Origin of the sequence: Brucella pseudintermedia (genome assembly GCF_008932435.1) — a bacterium.
GTDB classification, from domain to species: domain Bacteria; phylum Pseudomonadota; class Alphaproteobacteria; order Rhizobiales; family Rhizobiaceae; genus Brucella; species Brucella pseudintermedia.
On record NZ_WBWE01000001.1, the window covers coordinates 193,992 to 208,759 of the forward strand.

A 14,768-nucleotide genomic window follows, 5' to 3' on the forward strand; every position below is an offset into this window, starting at 1 on the left:
GCCGGATACAAACATCTGGCGTCGCATAATGCCGTGAATACAAATATTCAAAGCGCGTTTCCGTCCAACCTCGTCAGGCCGAAACGCGCTCAATTGTTTTCGACACCGGGTCGGCGATCAGAAGGCGCGGATCGCGAGCAAGCCACAGCTTCACTGTCAGCCCCTCATCTCCGTTGGTGGCCTTCGGCTCCAGTTCCAGTGTCTTCTCCGGCTCAAGTCCGGCATCCTTCATCCAGCCCAGCATCTGCTCATCGCTGAAACCAAGCCGCAAATGTGCGTGTTCCTCGCGCAGGAACTCAAGCCTGTGCGGTGCAAAATCGACGATCAGCAGCCGTCCGTTGGGGCGCAGCGCCCGCGCGCCCTCCCGGATCGCGGCCAGCGGGTCGTCGAGAAAGTGCAGAACCTGATGAATAGTCACCAGATCGAAACTCTCGCGCTCGACAGGCAGCGCATAGACATCGCCCTGGCGAACCTGTGCATTGCCGATTGCCGCCAGATCGAGATTGGCACGCGCCACGGCCAGCATGTCGCGATTGATGTCGATGCCGACGCCGCGCAGGTAAAGCGGGGCAAAAAGCTCCAGCAAGCGGCCTGTACCTGTGCCGACGTCCAGCATGGCCTGAAACGGCTTGTCGCCGACAATCTTCTTGAGCGCGACCTCGACCGCATCCTCGGAAACATGCAGCCTGCGAATCTGATCCCAGCTTCCGGCATTGGCGCTGAAATAGGCGGCCGCCTTTTCCTGTCGGCTGGACTTCACCTGCGACAGCCGCTCCATGTCGCGCTCAACCAGCGCATCGGCGCTATCGAGACGCGCCAGAAGCCCACGCGCAAGATCGCCGCTGATCGCATTGTCCGCGAGACGGAAATAGGCCCACGCCCCTTCCTGATAGCGATCAATGAGATCAGCTTCGGCCAGCAGCTTCAGATGACGCGAAACCCGCGGCTGTGACTGCCCCAATATTGTCGTGAGGTCGGAGACGGTCAGGTCGCCCCGCGCCAAAAGCGCCAGAATGCGCAAACGGCTTGGCTCCGCCACCGCTTTCAACACATCCACCATCTGATCGAGTTGCAGTTGCAAACCGCTCATCCCTTGCCCTCAGGCCGACTAAAAGACATAAAGATATGTTTATATGGAAAATGATTCCGACGCAAGGACTTTTCATGCAGAATGGGTGACATAAGGGATTCGCAGTGGAGCGCGATCCGTCCTTGCGGACGCACAAAGGACATTCAAAATAGCGAAGCCACGCATCGCGCATTCAGAAAATCGTTTCGGATTTTCAGGCAGATGCAGAACATGGAAGGAGAGCGGAATGAGCGCAGGCACCAATCGCCAAAAGGCAATTGCCAAATCGCTGACGCTCCTGCTTCCGGCAGTACCCTATTCGGATTCCGAGCCGATCCGCGCCGCGGCGCTCAGCCCCCATATGAAGGCGCTGCCGCCATCCACCGCGGTGTGGCTCGCAACCGTTGCGCATGTGCGCCATGCTCATACCGATTACGACGCGTTGCGTGATGAAGGCTATGATAGGGATTCGGCACGTTTCTTCGTCATGGATGCGATCAACGCGAAACTTACGGAATGGCGCGCCACCCGTCTCGTCTCGCCGGAAGACGACGAAGCGGTGCAGATGTGAAAACACCGCATGGAAGCATGCAACGTTTTAGAGTGCGTTTAGATCTGAGTGGATCAGATTCATACTTTTCGGGATGCGCTCCAATAATTGAAAACAAGATCACACATCACAGTGATGGCGACCAACACTCCGCAATATGCGACATCAAGGCGGAGCATTTCGTTACATCGTGAAGCGACACAGAATCCTCCACTGAATGTACAGAGATCTCTTCTTGGAAGAATAAATCCTTACTTTGGATTATTGTGTTCGGCCGAATTCGCCTTATTACCGAATCGAAAGTGGATTTATCAATACAACCTAATACTATTTTAGTAAAAATTTGATACCTGCTATTTGTGACAGTTTATAATGCTTATAAAATAAATTAATATATCGACTGTTATATACAGGAGTTTAAAATGCATAATAATAAAATTTTTGATCTATCTAATACTTTAAATTCCGAGTCTGATTTTGACTTTTTAGGAGTATGTCAAATCAGTGATGGAACAGTCAGTGGAGGAACCTTAGCTTCGTCAGGTTGGACCATTAAAATTGATAAACTTGTAGATGGAGTAAAGGTAAACACCGGCGTTGGCGATATAGCTAAGGTTACTGTTTTCTGGCACGGAAAGCCGGTACCGGATGCAGTGTTAGGCTGCACCATTGACAATGCGCCAATGAACTCATTTGCACCCTCCCTGGCTGAACGTGAAAATATTATAGCTTTTGATCATTATACTGCATTGGGAAAAACAGACTCTACTGGTTCTTTTGTAATTACTATCGGCAGATGGGAGATTGGCGGCGAGGTGAAATTTACAGCATATTGCGCCACTGCTTCAGCAAGCAAAAATTTTAATTTTATTGATTGATGTAGAAAACATATCATGACTTATAATATAACCCAGTGAATAAAATTCGCCGGGTTGTATTTTGTTATTTTACATATCTGAATAACTATATATTAATTGTAATTTTTAATACTTAAACTAGAAATAGATAAATTGTTTTTAATAATTAATACTATCTTATAATACTACAATTTACTTATATTTCAAGAGTGTCAACTCATAAGCCATTTCGGGCTGTTCAATCAACCATACCATGCCCTTGCAGATAGCCGTGCTTGCGCGGGTTGGGCATCACGATACTGACGGCGAAGACGACCACCATGATTACGGTCACATACCAGAAGAAGCCGCTTTCCATGCCCTGCTGCTTGAACCACAGCGCCACATATTCAGCCGTGCCGCCAAAAATCGCATTGGCGATGGCGTAGGAAAAGCCGACGCCCAGCGCCCGCACTTCCGCCGGAAACAGCTCTGCCTTCACGATGCCGCTGATGGAGGTGTACATGCTGACGATCGCGAGCGCGATCACGATATAGATGAATGCCCACACCGGGCTTTGCACCGAACCGATCAGCGTGAGAAGCGGAATCGTGGTCAGGATCGAAATGCCGCCAAAGCCGATCATCATCGTCTTGCGCCCGATCTTGTCGGACAATGCGCCGAAAAGCGGTTGCATCAGCATATAGACCAGCAGCACGAAGGTCATGGTTTCGCTGGCTGTTTCCTTGCTCATGCCGGCGGTGTTGACCAGATATTTCTGCATATAGGTCGTGAAAGTATAGAAGGCGAGCGAGCCGCCAGCCGTGAAGCCGACGACGACAAGGAAAGCCTTGCGGTGGTTCTTCCAGATATTGGCGAAGCTGCCTGCCGCCTTGTTGCCGCGGGTTTCTTCCGTCGAGGTCTCATGCAAGGTCCGCCGGAGGAAAAGCGCCACGATGGCCGCAACACCGCCAATTGCGAACGGGATGCGCCACCCCCATGCGTGAAGCTCATCCGATGTCAGGAAGAACTGCAGCACCACGATAACCAGAACGGCCAGCAACTGCCCGCCGATCAACGTGACATACTGGAACGAGGAGAAGAAGCCGCGGCGACCGGCCAGCGCCACCTCGCTCATATAGGTTGCGGTGGTGCCGTATTCGCCACCGACGGAAAGTCCCTGCAAAAGCCGCACGATCAGCAGCAGTAACGGCGCCAGAATGCCGATGCTCTGATAGGTCGGCAGAATGGCGATGGCGAAAGAGCCAAGGCACATCATCGTGACCGAAATCAGCATGGATGTGCGCCGGCCGAGCCGGTCGGCAATGCGGCCAAAAAGCCAGCCGCCGATAGGACGCATGAGGAAGCCTGCCGCAAAAATCGCAGCCGCGTTCAGCAACTGGCTGGTCTGGTCTTCCGCAGGGAAAAACTGCGATGCGAAATAAAGCGCACCGAAGGAATAGACGTAAAAATCGTACCACTCCACCAGATTGCCCGATGCGCTGGCCACGATGGCAAACACGCGGCGGCGCGTGTCATGGGCATCATGTGCCGCTTCGATCTCGCCATTGGCGTCAGCATGCATTTCTGCATTGTTCATTCTGAAAACTCCCGATAGCAGGCGGTTTGTGAAACCGCCTGCAAGCCGCCGGTCCCACACGCGGGATGACCGAAGTCGGCGCTTGTTTCACGTCACAAAGGTGCGGGCCGCACTTCAACCACAAGGCAGGCACGCATTTGAAATGTCCTCCCGGCCAAACCATGCCGTCTCAATCGCTCGCGACGGCGAGCAGTCCTTGGACCGGCGGTCTCGGTGTTCATTCCCAACGAAAAATGTAACGGAGCAAAAGCATCGAAACCGGCATCCTGAACGAAATCGCAACGGGATGAAGCATCATGGCGTTGCGATCACAGGCTCCATATCTAGAGCAGTTTCAGGATGCGGCCAGACCATAGGAACAAAATCGTTTGCATGCAATCTATTCCAATATAAGAAATTGCTGACGGACGCGACCGGAACCGGTGCGCAAATCAGGCACACTGCAACCCTTTGAAATAACGTTGAAATAATAAGGGACGGCCTACACGGGCAGTCGATCAAATCCCCGTGTAGAACGATTCTTGAGCCCGCTATTTCTTCTGGGCAACCAGAAAAATACGCGGAAAACGCAACAGGACTTTTCCGTCGACCGTTGCCGGATAATGCGGCGCGATCCGCGCCTTGTAAGCCGCCAGATAATCCACCTGCTCCTGTGGGTCGAGCGGATCGAGAAAAGGCCGCAAACCTGTTCCCTTCACCCACTCCACAATCGCATCCACGCCATCCAGCGTATGGTTGTAGATCGTATGCCATATATCGATGCGTGCGGAATGAGCGGCCAGCGCGTTGTAATATTCCGCCGCTGGCGGCAGAGGGTCCCTGCCCTCAGTGCCGATCTTGGCGGCAAAGGCTTCGGTTCTTGCAACATCACGCATACCGACATGGGTTGGCTCGGCCATATTGTCGGGCATCTGCACGGCCAGCACCGCGCCCGAACGAAGCCGCGACAGAAGGCGCTTCATCTGCTCCATGTGATCCGGGAGCCACTGGAAAACGGCATTGGAGAAAAGAACGTCGGTTTCCGCATCCGGCTCGTAGCTCTTCACGTCGCCGATAGTGAAATTGACCTGCGGCAAGCGCGCACTGGCCTTTTCGATCATGTCAGGCGATGTATCAAAGCCGGAAATTTCCGCGCCCGGCCAGCGTTCGGCCAGAAGTTCCGTCGAGTTGCCCGGTCCGCAGCCCATATCGACAACCTTGCGCGGCTTGTCGAGCGGTATCCGGGCCAGAAGGTCACCCGCCGGGCGGCTGCGTTCGTCTTCAAACTTCATATATTGCTGCGCAGACCAGTCTTTCATCCTGTTTCCTTTCATCAAATGAAAAGGCCGGTGCAATGCACCGGCCTTAACTTCAAATCGCCAGAGGTTCGTTGAGGTTCTGGTTATAGCAAGGCGAAAATGGTGAGGTTCGAAGCGTACTTTGCGTAGGTGAGCGCCGGAAGCACAGAACCACGCCATTCGCAGACCGCGAGAACCTGAACATCTCGAACCTTACCGCGTCAGCGGCTTGTAGGTCACCCGTTTCGGGTTGACGCTGTCCGGTCCGAGACGGCGGATCTTGTCAGCTTCATAGTCCTCGAAGTTGCCTTCAAACCATTCGACGTGGCTGTCGCCTTCGAATGCGAGGATATGCGTTGCCAGGCGATCGAGGAACATACGGTCGTGGCTGATGATAACGGCGCAGCCAGCGAAATTTTCCAGCGCATCTTCAAGTGCGCCCAGCGTTTCCGTATCAAGGTCATTGGTCGGTTCGTCGAGGAGCAGGACATTGCCGCCGGACTTCAGCATCTTGGCAAGGTGAACACGATTGCGCTGACCGCCGGAAAGATTGCCGACCTTCTGCTGCTGGTCGCCGCCCTTGAAGTTGAACGCGCCGCAATAAGCGCGGGAGTTCATTTCAAACTTGCCGAGCTTGATGACGTCATTGCCGCCGGAAATCTCTTCCCAGACGGTCTTGTTGGGGTCGAGCGCGTCGCGGCTCTGATCCACATAGGACAGATGAACCGTCTCGCCAATACGCACAGAGCCCTTGTCCGGCTGTTCCTGACCGGTCAGCATCTTGAAGAGCGTCGATTTACCGGCACCGTTCGGGCCGATGACGCCGACAATGCCGCCCGCAGGCAGCTTGAAGCTCAGATCGTCGATCAGCAGTCGGTCGCCAAAGCCCTTCGACAGGTTTTCAACCTCGATCACCACCTGACCAAGGCGCTCGCCCACCGGAATGATGATCTGCGCATCGCCGGGGCGGCGCTCTTCCGCGCTCTTGACCAGTTCGTCATAGGCCTTGATACGCGCCTTGGACTTGGCCTGACGCGCCTTCGGGCTTGCCGAAATCCACTCGCGTTCGCGCGACAACGCCTTTTCGCGAGCAGCTTCCTCGCGGCCTTCCTGCGCCATGCGCTTGGCCTTGGCTTCCAGATAGGCGGAATAGTTGCCTTCATAAGGAATGCCGCGACCGCGGTCGAGCTCCAGAATCCAACCCGTCACATTGTCGAGGAAGTAACGGTCGTGGGTGATGATCAACACCGAACCCGGATATTCGCGCAGGTGCTTTTCAAGCCATGCGGTGGTTTCGGCGTCCAGATGGTTGGTCGGTTCGTCGAGAAGCAGCAGCTCCGGCTTCGAAAGCAGAAGCTTGCAAAGCGCCACGCGGCGCTTTTCGCCGCCCGAAAGCTTGGTCACGTCCGCATCGCCCGGAGGGCAGCGCAGCGCCTCCATGGCCATCTCGACCTGGCTGTCCAAGTCCCAGAGGTTCTGGCTATCGATGATATCCTGAAGCTTTGCGCCTTCGTCGGCGGTCTCATCGGAATAATTCATCATCAGTTCGTTGTAACGGTCGATGATCGCCTTCTTGTCGGCGACGCCTTCCATCACATTGCCGAGCACATCCTTGGAAGGATCGAGCTCCGGCTCCTGCGGAAGATAACCGCAGGTAGCGCCTTCGGCGAGCCACGCCTCGCCGGTATATTCCTTGTCGAGGCCGGCCATGATCTTGAGCACGGTCGACTTACCGGCGCCGTTCGGACCGAGAATGCCGATCTTGGCGTCAGGATAGAAGGAGAGATGAATATTCTCCAGAATCTTCTTGTTGCCATAGGCCTTGTTGAGGCCGGACATATGATAAATGAACTGGCGTGCCATAAAGCGCGTCGTCTCCGCAGGTTGAGAAGCGCGGGTCGCCGATCATGCGAACCGCGCGGAAATTGCTGACGCGTATGTAGGCCAAATACGCCCCGGAAGCAAACGCCAACCCGTGAAATGGAAGCGGCCGGAACCGCCAGTCCGTATCTGCTGATGAAACACATATAATGAAACCGGGCGCGGATATTTCCGTCACCCGGTTTCCCCTCTGGCCACCGTCCGCGAAAGTTTCCTCCCTTTCATCGGACGGCCTGCAAGTTATGACGCGAATTCCGTCTCTCGACGCCCCTGAATGCCCTTCAAAACCCCGTCTGCAAGGCTAGATTTGCCCAAGCTTTTGCGCTTTTCAAGCAGAATCTGCACAAAAAACGCTGTTGCCTAAAATTCACTCACCCCACGGTCCGATGCCTGTTTATGCGACGCTACATAAGGGGAGATTGACTATTTGCACGGCATAAAATCAGATGGCGGAATGACCTTCAAAACCATTCATCATCTGCCGGTCCCAGACAAACCGGAACTTCCGTTCCGCACCATCCGTGCCGACGCGCCGCGAGCGGTCGTCCAGATATGCCACGGTCTTGCCGAACACTCGGCGCGATACGAACGCTTCGCATCCGCCCTCGCTGCGGCTGGCTGCCACGTCTATATTCACGACCATCGCGGACACGGCGCCAATATCGGCGCTCATGCACCAAGAGGCATGTTCGCGCAAAAACAGGGTCATATCGTGGCCATCGAGGACGTCCGGGCGCTCAACCGACACATCCACGAGAAACATCCGGGCTTGCCCGTGGTGCTTTTCGGCCATTCCATGGGAGGGCTGATCGCGCTGAACTATGTGCTGAACCATGCCGATACGGTCGATGCGGCGGCAATCTGGAATGCCAATTTCGACGGCGGAGCGGAAAGCGCAGCGGCCCTCGCACTTCTTTATATGGAGCGCATGCTGAAAGGCTCGGACGTTCCAAGCAGCATCCTGCCGAAAATGACCTTCCGCGCCTGGGGCCGGTCCATAAAGGGACACCGCACGCTGTTCGACTGGCTTTCCCACGATGCAGCGGAGGTCGATGCCTATATCGCCGATCCGCTTTGCGGCTTTGACGCCAGCGTGGCGCTATGGATCGACATTTTCCGCTTGATCCGCCGTGCCGCCGACGACCGCAACTTCGCGAAAGTTCCGCGAGACATGCCGTTCAATCTCGTTGGCGGCGCGGAAGACCCGGCAACGGCAAACGGTGCTGCTGTGCAGAGGCTGGCGGAGAGACTGCGGAACATGGGCTTCAAGCGTGTCGATTGCACGATCCTGCCCGGCACCCGCCACGAAAGCCTCAACGAAACCAACCGGGACCAGGTGACACAGAATTTTCTGGATTGGCTGGCAGCGGCCCTTCCGTCTGCGCCAATGTCCGGCTAAAACAGCGGTCAATCGACTAATCGAGCTATTATCGGGGCCAAAACTCACGATTACTTGAACCGTCTTGGCTTTGCCATGCAATCAATGCTATGCAGCGCGCCTTGCGCGCTATCGGGTTTCCGGGCAGATAAGCCGGGCTTAGGCAGATGGCGCGAGGAATGAAGGAACACTCCGCTTGGACACACCGACGATTTCTGTGGTTATCCCCTGCCGCAACGAAGCCGACAATCTTGCCTTTCTGCTGGATGAAGTCGATGCCGCCATGCAGGGCCGCGCATACGAAGTCATCGTCGTAGACGACGGTTCGACGGACTCGACGAGCGATGTGCTCGCGGGCCGCATCCATGCGGGCAAGCCGCTCCGCCATCTGCGCCATGACCGCTCGTCGGGTCAGAGCGCCGCTGTGCGCTCCGGTGTTTTCGCAGCGCGCGGCAAGATCGTCGTGACCATGGATGGCGACGGGCAGAACAACCCGGCCTATCTGCCGGTTCTGGCGGATGCGCTGATCAAAGCCGGACCGGATTACGGCATTGCAGCCGGACAGCGCCTCAAGCGCACCGATACCAAGCTAAAGCAGTTGTCTTCCCGTTTTGCCAACAATCTGCGCGGCGCGATCCTCAAGGATAAGACACGCGATTCCGGTTGCGGACTGAAAGCGCTGCACACCGACCTGTTCCGGCAACTGCCTTTCTTCGACGGCTGGCATCGCTACCTTCCCGCGCTGGCGCTGCGCGAGGGCTATGACGTGGTGCATGTGGATGTGGTCGACCGCGAACGCCGCCACGGCAAATCCAATTATGGCATTCTGGACCGTGGAATGCGCGGCATCCTTGACCTTTATGGCGTCTGGTGGCTGCGCAAGCGCCGCAAGGTCGTTCCTCGTGTGAGGGAGATCACCCATGACTGATATTTTCAACAGCCTGTCGCAATGGCTGCACGAGGTCTTCGTGGCGCAATGGGACGGCTGGATCGTGCTGGGCTTCATCGCCCAGGCCTGTTTCACCATGCGCTTCGTGGTGCAGTGGCTGGCGTCCGAAAAGGCAAAGCGCAGCGTGATGCCTGTTGCCTTCTGGTTCTTCTCGCTTTTCGGCGGCACGCTACTTTTGATCTATGCGATCCAGCGCAAGGACCCGGTCTTCATTGCCGGACAGGCGCTTGGCCTCGTCGTCTATATCCGCAATCTCTGGCTCATCGCCAATGAAAAGAAGCGGCTGACAGCCGGGGAGTAAACTCCCCGGCATTTCACTCAGATTGGAAGCGTCCGCCCCACCGAACGGTAATCAAGTCCGGTGCCTGCAATGTCTTCGGCCTTGTAGACATTGCGCAGGTCGATCAGCACATTTCCGGCCATGGCGCTGGCTATCCGTTTAAGATTGAGCGCGCGATAGGCGTTCCATTCGGTCAGCAGGGCGACGACGCCCGCACCTTCCGCCGCTTCATAGGCTGAATTGCACCAGACGACGTTGGGCAACACCGCTCGGGCAGCACCCATGGCTTCCGGGTCGTGGGCCTGAACCTTGATCCCGGCTTTCTGGATGGCCGCGATAATGTCGAGCGCGGGAGACTCGCGAATATCATCGGTGTTCGGCTTGAAGGCGACGCCAAGAACCGCAACCGTATCCGCCCCGCTTTCCTTGGCGGCAGTCACGATCCGTTCGGCCATGGATTGCTTGCGCGCTTCATTGACCGCGATGACCTGCTCGATCAGCGATTGTGGCGCATCATATTTCTTGCCGGTTGCAGCGAAGGCGCGCGTGTCTTTCGGGAAGCATGACCCGCCAAAACCCGGTCCTGCATGCAGGAACTTGGAACCAATGCGGTTATCCATGCCGATGGCGCGCGCCACTTCCTGCACATTGCCGCCGGTCTTCTCGCAAAGATCGGCCACCTCGTTGATGAATGTCACCTTCATCGCCAGAAAGGCATTGGCGGCATATTTGATGATTTCCGCATTTTCGAGCGACGTGACGACCATCGGCGTTTCACGCAGGTAAAGCGGACGATAGAGACGTTGCATCGCAGCCCTGCCGCGCTCGTCCTCCACGCCGACCACCACACGGTCAGGCCGCATGAAATCTTCGATTGCGGAACCTTCCCGCAGAAATTCCGGATTGGACACCATAGAGAACGGCACGCCCGGATTGGCGGCCTTGATGCGGTCGCGTATGCGCGCATTGGTGCCCACCACCACCGTCGACTTGATGACGACCACGGCACCGGGTTTCATGGCGGCGGCGATTTCATCCGCAGCCGCTTCGATATATTGCAGGTCCGCCTCGCCGTCACCACGACGCGACGGCGTGCCGACCGCTATGAAGATGACATCGGCGTCCGCCACGCTTGCCGGAAGATCGGTGCTGAACTCCAGTCGGCCATCGCGAATATTGCGGGTCATCAACTCATCGAGTCCCGGCTCGAAGATGGTGACCTTACCGGCTTTCAGCCGTTCGATGATCGACGGATTCTTGTCGACGCAGATGACGTGAAAGCCGAATTCAGCAAAACACACACCCGAAACCAGCCCCACATAGCCCGTTCCGATCATCGCCAGCTTCATGATTTAGTCCTTCAGTTTGCTTCGCGAGAGCCTGTTGAGATTCCGGTTCCGGTTTGCCTGAAATGGAGCCGTTGGAGAACCGGAGCATTGTTCACTTAAAGTTACATGCGGACCGGAAGCGTCAAACAACACCATTTGCAGGCTGCCAGAAACGAAATATCGGTAGGATCACAGCCATTTGTCGTAGTCCGATACCAGCAGATGCAGCGGCTTCTCGTTTTCTTCGATATTCGAAAAACGGCCGATCGGCTCGCGGAAAATATTGTCTGTCAGGTCATCGTTGACGGTCGAAACCTCACCGATCAGCACATCGCCGCCCTCGCCCCAGAAAGCATGCCAGTTGCCGGGCAAGAGGGTCACGCTTTCACCGGGCTGAAGCTTCAGGTGAGCGCCAGCCTTCTGCGTCACAAGGCGTCCGTCGGTTGCGACCGTCACGTCGGTTTCCTCATCCACGCTGCCGTCCGGGAGCGAATTGAACAGTTCCAGCACCAGCGTGCCGCCGCCGCGATTGATGATGTCTTCCGCCTTCACTACATGGCGGTGCATCGGGGAAAGCTGATTCTCACGCGAAATCATGATCTTTTCGGCATAAAGCATCCCGCCGCCGCGCTTGAGGTCCTTCGCATTGCCGTTGCGCGTGGTGAAGAGAAACAGTCCGAGATCGGCAAACTTGCCCTGCCCGTAGTCGGTGATATCCCAGCCGAGGCGCGCGTCGCGGATTGCGCGCGCATCGGACGAGGTGCGCGCCTTCAGTTCCTCCGGCGACCAGTAGGCGAAAGGCGGCATGACATAGCCGAAAGAGCGGATGAAGGCGTCGCTTTCGCGAATGATTTCGTTGATTTCGGAACGTTTCATGGCCACCGAGCCTCCCATGGAATGAAACAGATTGGGATATGGTTGACGTGGTAACTGGCTTTTAAGCCAATTTGCAATCCTGGAAACGTCGCAAACGCGATAATTTGACGTGTCGTCTTTACGCGAAAACCATGTCGCATCCCAATGCGCGTTTAGAATAGTTCAGTGATTGAATCAGGGTAACGGAAGCCAGTCCGCAGACCTCGGGAGATGTGGACAAGCCATTGAGATAACGGGACAAGCCGTGCTTCCGGAAGACAAAGGGAACACCGGATCGCGCCATGGTCGCTGGGAGAACAGCAGAAGGCGGATCCAAGATGGAAAGCAAGGGTTCGAGGCTATGGACGTTCGCAACGAAATGCTGGGGCTGTTGACCGGGCGCGACCCCAATTTCAGCCTGGAGCAGAAATTCTACACCGATCCTGAATATTACAAGCAGGATCTGGAGAACATTTTCTACAAGGACTGGCTGTTTGTCGGCCACGACTGCGAGTTGCCGAAAACCGGTTCCTACATGACCGTGCAGATCGGCGCTTATCCCGTCGTCATCGTTCGCGACACGCAGGGCGGCATTCGTGCTTTCCACAATTCCTGCCGCCATCGCGGCTCGCGCATCTGCGCCGCCGAAAAGGGAACGGCCGCAAAGCTCGTCTGCCCCTATCACCAGTGGACTTATGAGCTCGACGGACGCCTGCTCTTCGCGCGTCAGGTCGGCCCTGACTTCAAGCCTGCGGAATACGGCCTCAAGCCGGTGCATTGCGAAACCGTGGCTGGCTATATCTATATCTGCGTCGCCGATGAAGCGCCCGATTTCGCGGCCTTCCGCAATCTGGTCGAACCTTATCTCGCGCCGCACAATATCAAGGACGCGAAGGTCGCCTTTGAAAGCTCGATCATCGAGAAGGGCAACTGGAAGCTGGTCTGGGAAAACAACCGCGAGTGCTATCACTGCGCTGCCAACCACCCCGAACTCTGCCGCACCTATCCGGAAGCGCCATCGGCAACCGGCGTGCAGGGCGTCATGGAAGACCCGGAAATCAACCAGCTCTGGAAGAATTGCGCCAGCGTCGGCCTGCCTGCACAATTCAACATGTCGGAAGATGGCCGTTACCGCATCACCCGCATTCCGCTTCTGCGCGACGCGGTGAGCTACACCATGTCCGGCAAGGCAGCGGTCAAGAAGCCATTGAGCGAGCAGGTGGCTGGCGGCACGAATATCGGCGCCATGCTGCTGTTCAACTATCCGTCGACCTGGAACCATCTGATGGCCGACCACGCGATTTCCTTCCGCGTCTTGCCGATCAGCGCCGAGGAAACGCTTGTCACCACAAAATGGCTCGTTCACAAGGACGCTGTCGAAGGCGTGGATTACAATCTCGACGAACTGACCCATGTATGGATACAGACCAACGATCAGGACCGGCAGATCGTCGAGGAAAACGCGGTGGGCATTCGCTCGCCCGCTTATCAGCCCGGCCCGTATTCGGTCGAACATGAAGGCGGCGTGATGCAGTTCCTCGAATGGTACACCAACACCATGACGCCGCGCCTGCGTGGCGAAGCGGCAAAGCTTAGCCGCGTCGCCTGATACCGTAATATGAAGCGAGAAGTGAGAAGGCCATGCAGCCTCTGAAATATCTGGATGAGATGCTGCCGTGGAACGACAGGTTGCAGATGCTGGAATGCATCTCGGCCATCGAAGAAGCGCCAGACGTCATGACCTTCTCCTTCAAGACTGCCGAGGACAACTGGTTCCGCTATACGCCGGGCCAGTTCGTCACCCTCGAACTGCCGATTGAACGGGCCGATGGCCTGGGGCCGGTGCTGCGGACCTATACGCTGTCCTCCACCCCTTCCCGTCCCTACCACATCTCTGTCACGGTCAAGGCGCAGAAGGGCAGCATCGGCACACGCTGGATGCTCGACAATCTGCGTCCGCCGATGAAAATCAAGGCTTACGGGCCGAATGGCGATTTCTCGCTCGCCAACCATCCCGGCGAAAAATACCTCTTCGTCTCCGCCGGTTCCGGTATCACGCCGATGGTCTCCATGACCCGCTGGCTTTTCGACTGCGCCCCGGCAACCGACGTCGCCTTTATCAACTGCGCGCGCACGCCGGACGACATCATTTTCCGCCGGGAGCTGGAACTGCTTTCCGGACGCATGGAAGCCATGCGGCTGGCCTTTATCGTCGAGCAATCATCGGCACGCCATGTCTGGCCCGGCCTGCACGGGCGCATCGACCGCGCCCGGCTCGAACTTCTGGCGCCGGATTTCCTGCATCGCACCGTCTTCTGCTGCGGGCCGGAGCCGTTCATGAACGGCGTGCGCGGCCTGCTGGAAGATGCCGGCTTCAACATGGCCAACTACCATCAGGAAAGCTTTAATCCGGCCAGCGAGATTTCGTCGGTTCCAGTGCCTTCCACGCTCTCCGAGGCGGCTTCGCCAGCACCCGCCGCTCCGGCGGTGGCTTCCGCCAGCGTCGTCTTCAGCCTTTCAGGTGTCGAAGTCGAATGCACCGAAAACGATACGATCCTGCTTGCGGCACGCAATGGCGGGCTCAAGATTCCAAGCGCCTGCGAGTTTGGCATCTGCGGCACCTGCAAGGTGAAGTGCCTCGGCGGTGAGACCGAAATGAATCACAATGGCGGCATACGCGATGACGAGATCGCGGAAGGCTATATCCTCGCCTGCTGCAGCCGCCCGCGCGGTCGCGTGGAGATCGACGCCTGACCTTGTAGTTA

The 14,768-nt window shown here is 56.6% G+C and carries 13 protein-coding genes; 7 read left to right on the forward strand and 6 right to left on the reverse strand.

The window, feature by feature from the left end; translation table 11 throughout:
* Window positions 1-73: 73 nt before the first annotated feature.
* Window positions 74-1,090, reverse strand: a complete 1,017-nt coding sequence (locus F9K78_RS00900) for an ArsR/SmtB family transcription factor (RefSeq protein ID WP_121982822.1) — start codon at window positions 1,088-1,090, stop codon at window positions 74-76.
* Between the two features lie 226 nt (window positions 1,091-1,316).
* Here F9K78_RS00900 and F9K78_RS00905 point away from each other — a divergent pair, with 226 nt between their 5' ends.
* A complete protein-coding gene (locus F9K78_RS00905; protein WP_121986018.1) occupies window positions 1,317-1,640 on the forward strand; it encodes a DUF2293 domain-containing protein in 324 nt (107 codons plus the stop codon).
* A gap of 401 nt (window positions 1,641-2,041) precedes the next feature.
* Window positions 2,042-2,497 carry a DUF4198 domain-containing protein gene (locus tag F9K78_RS00910; protein ID WP_144897538.1) on the forward strand — a complete coding sequence of 152 codons (456 nt, stop codon included), beginning with the start codon at window positions 2,042-2,044 and terminating at the stop codon, window positions 2,495-2,497.
* A 217-nt stretch (window positions 2,498-2,714) separates the two neighbouring features.
* Here F9K78_RS00910 and F9K78_RS00915 read toward each other — a convergent pair whose 3' ends face one another.
* From F9K78_RS00915 to ettA, 3 genes are all read right to left on the reverse strand, one after another.
* Window positions 2,715-4,055: an MFS family transporter gene (locus F9K78_RS00915; RefSeq protein WP_121986017.1), complete on the reverse strand. Its 1,341-nt coding sequence runs from the start codon at window positions 4,053-4,055 to the stop codon at window positions 2,715-2,717.
* Window positions 4,056-4,585: 530 nt separating this feature from the next.
* Window positions 4,586-5,353, reverse strand: a complete 768-nt coding sequence (tam, locus tag F9K78_RS00920) for a trans-aconitate 2-methyltransferase (RefSeq protein ID WP_121986016.1) — start codon at window positions 5,351-5,353, stop codon at window positions 4,586-4,588.
* Window positions 5,354-5,545: 192 nt separating this feature from the next.
* Complete coding sequence (ettA, locus tag F9K78_RS00925) at window positions 5,546-7,195, reverse strand: energy-dependent translational throttle protein EttA (RefSeq protein ID WP_121986015.1); 1,650 nt, start codon at window positions 7,193-7,195, stop codon at window positions 5,546-5,548.
* A gap of 472 nt (window positions 7,196-7,667) precedes the next feature.
* On the opposite strand from ettA, the gene F9K78_RS00930 reads away from it, so the two are divergent.
* The 3 genes from F9K78_RS00930 (at window position 7,668) to F9K78_RS00940 (ending at window position 9,841) form a co-directional block, all read left to right on the forward strand.
* A complete protein-coding gene (locus F9K78_RS00930) occupies window positions 7,668-8,612 on the forward strand; it encodes an alpha/beta fold hydrolase (protein ID WP_121986014.1) in 945 nt (314 codons plus the stop codon).
* Between the two features lie 175 nt (window positions 8,613-8,787).
* Window positions 8,788-9,519: a glycosyltransferase family 2 protein gene (locus tag F9K78_RS00935; RefSeq protein WP_006467249.1), complete on the forward strand. Its 732-nt coding sequence runs from the start codon at window positions 8,788-8,790 to the stop codon at window positions 9,517-9,519.
* Window positions 9,512-9,841 (forward strand): lipid-A-disaccharide synthase N-terminal domain-containing protein, encoded by a 330-nt coding sequence (locus F9K78_RS00940; RefSeq protein WP_121982814.1) that lies wholly within the window; start codon window positions 9,512-9,514, stop codon window positions 9,839-9,841. The genes F9K78_RS00935 and F9K78_RS00940 overlap by 8 nt, the downstream gene beginning before the upstream one ends.
* A 17-nt stretch (window positions 9,842-9,858) precedes the next feature.
* Here the strand turns inward: F9K78_RS00940 and F9K78_RS00945 are convergent, their stop codons facing one another.
* Window positions 9,859-11,169: a UDP-glucose dehydrogenase family protein gene (locus tag F9K78_RS00945; RefSeq protein ID WP_121986013.1), complete on the reverse strand. Its 1,311-nt coding sequence runs from the start codon at window positions 11,167-11,169 to the stop codon at window positions 9,859-9,861.
* A 168-nt stretch (window positions 11,170-11,337) separates the two neighbouring features.
* Entirely contained in the window at window positions 11,338-12,024 is a 687-nt protein-coding gene (locus tag F9K78_RS00950) for a D-lyxose/D-mannose family sugar isomerase (protein WP_121986012.1), read from the reverse strand.
* A gap of 340 nt (window positions 12,025-12,364) precedes the next feature.
* Between F9K78_RS00950 and F9K78_RS00955 the strand changes: the two genes are divergently transcribed.
* Entirely contained in the window at window positions 12,365-13,612 is a 1,248-nt protein-coding gene (locus tag F9K78_RS00955) for an aromatic ring-hydroxylating oxygenase subunit alpha (RefSeq protein ID WP_121986011.1), read from the forward strand.
* Window positions 13,613-13,644: 32 nt separating this feature from the next.
* Window positions 13,645-14,757, forward strand: a complete 1,113-nt coding sequence (locus F9K78_RS00960; protein WP_121982810.1) for an FAD-binding oxidoreductase — start codon at window positions 13,645-13,647, stop codon at window positions 14,755-14,757.
* The last annotated feature ends 11 nt before the right edge of the window (window positions 14,758-14,768 follow it).

Bases quoted from the DNA above. Each gene is read 5' to 3' on its own strand.
- F9K78_RS00960 (WP_121982810.1), top strand. From the start codon at position 13,645: ATGCAGCCTCTGAAATATCTGGATGAGATGCTGCCGTGGAACGACAGG.
- F9K78_RS00945 (WP_121986013.1), bottom strand. From the start codon at position 11,169: ATGAAGCTGGCGATGATCGGAACGGGCTATGTGGGGCTGGTTTCGGGT.
- F9K78_RS00910 (WP_144897538.1), top strand. From the start codon at position 2,042: ATGCATAATAATAAAATTTTTGATCTATCTAATACTTTAAATTCCGAG.
- F9K78_RS00940 (WP_121982814.1), top strand. From the start codon at position 9,512: ATGACTGATATTTTCAACAGCCTGTCGCAATGGCTGCACGAGGTCTTC.
- F9K78_RS00930 (WP_121986014.1), top strand. From the start codon at position 7,668: ATGACCTTCAAAACCATTCATCATCTGCCGGTCCCAGACAAACCGGAA.
- ettA (WP_121986015.1), bottom strand. From the start codon at position 7,195: ATGGCACGCCAGTTCATTTATCATATGTCCGGCCTCAACAAGGCCTAT.
- F9K78_RS00950 (WP_121986012.1), bottom strand. From the start codon at position 12,024: ATGAAACGTTCCGAAATCAACGAAATCATTCGCGAAAGCGACGCCTTC.
- tam (WP_121986016.1), bottom strand. From the start codon at position 5,353: ATGAAAGACTGGTCTGCGCAGCAATATATGAAGTTTGAAGACGAACGC.
- F9K78_RS00955 (WP_121986011.1), top strand. From the start codon at position 12,365: ATGGACGTTCGCAACGAAATGCTGGGGCTGTTGACCGGGCGCGACCCC.
- F9K78_RS00915 (WP_121986017.1), bottom strand. From the start codon at position 4,055: ATGAACAATGCAGAAATGCATGCTGACGCCAATGGCGAGATCGAAGCG.
- F9K78_RS00905 (WP_121986018.1), top strand. From the start codon at position 1,317: ATGAGCGCAGGCACCAATCGCCAAAAGGCAATTGCCAAATCGCTGACG.
- F9K78_RS00900 (WP_121982822.1), bottom strand. From the start codon at position 1,090: ATGAGCGGTTTGCAACTGCAACTCGATCAGATGGTGGATGTGTTGAAA.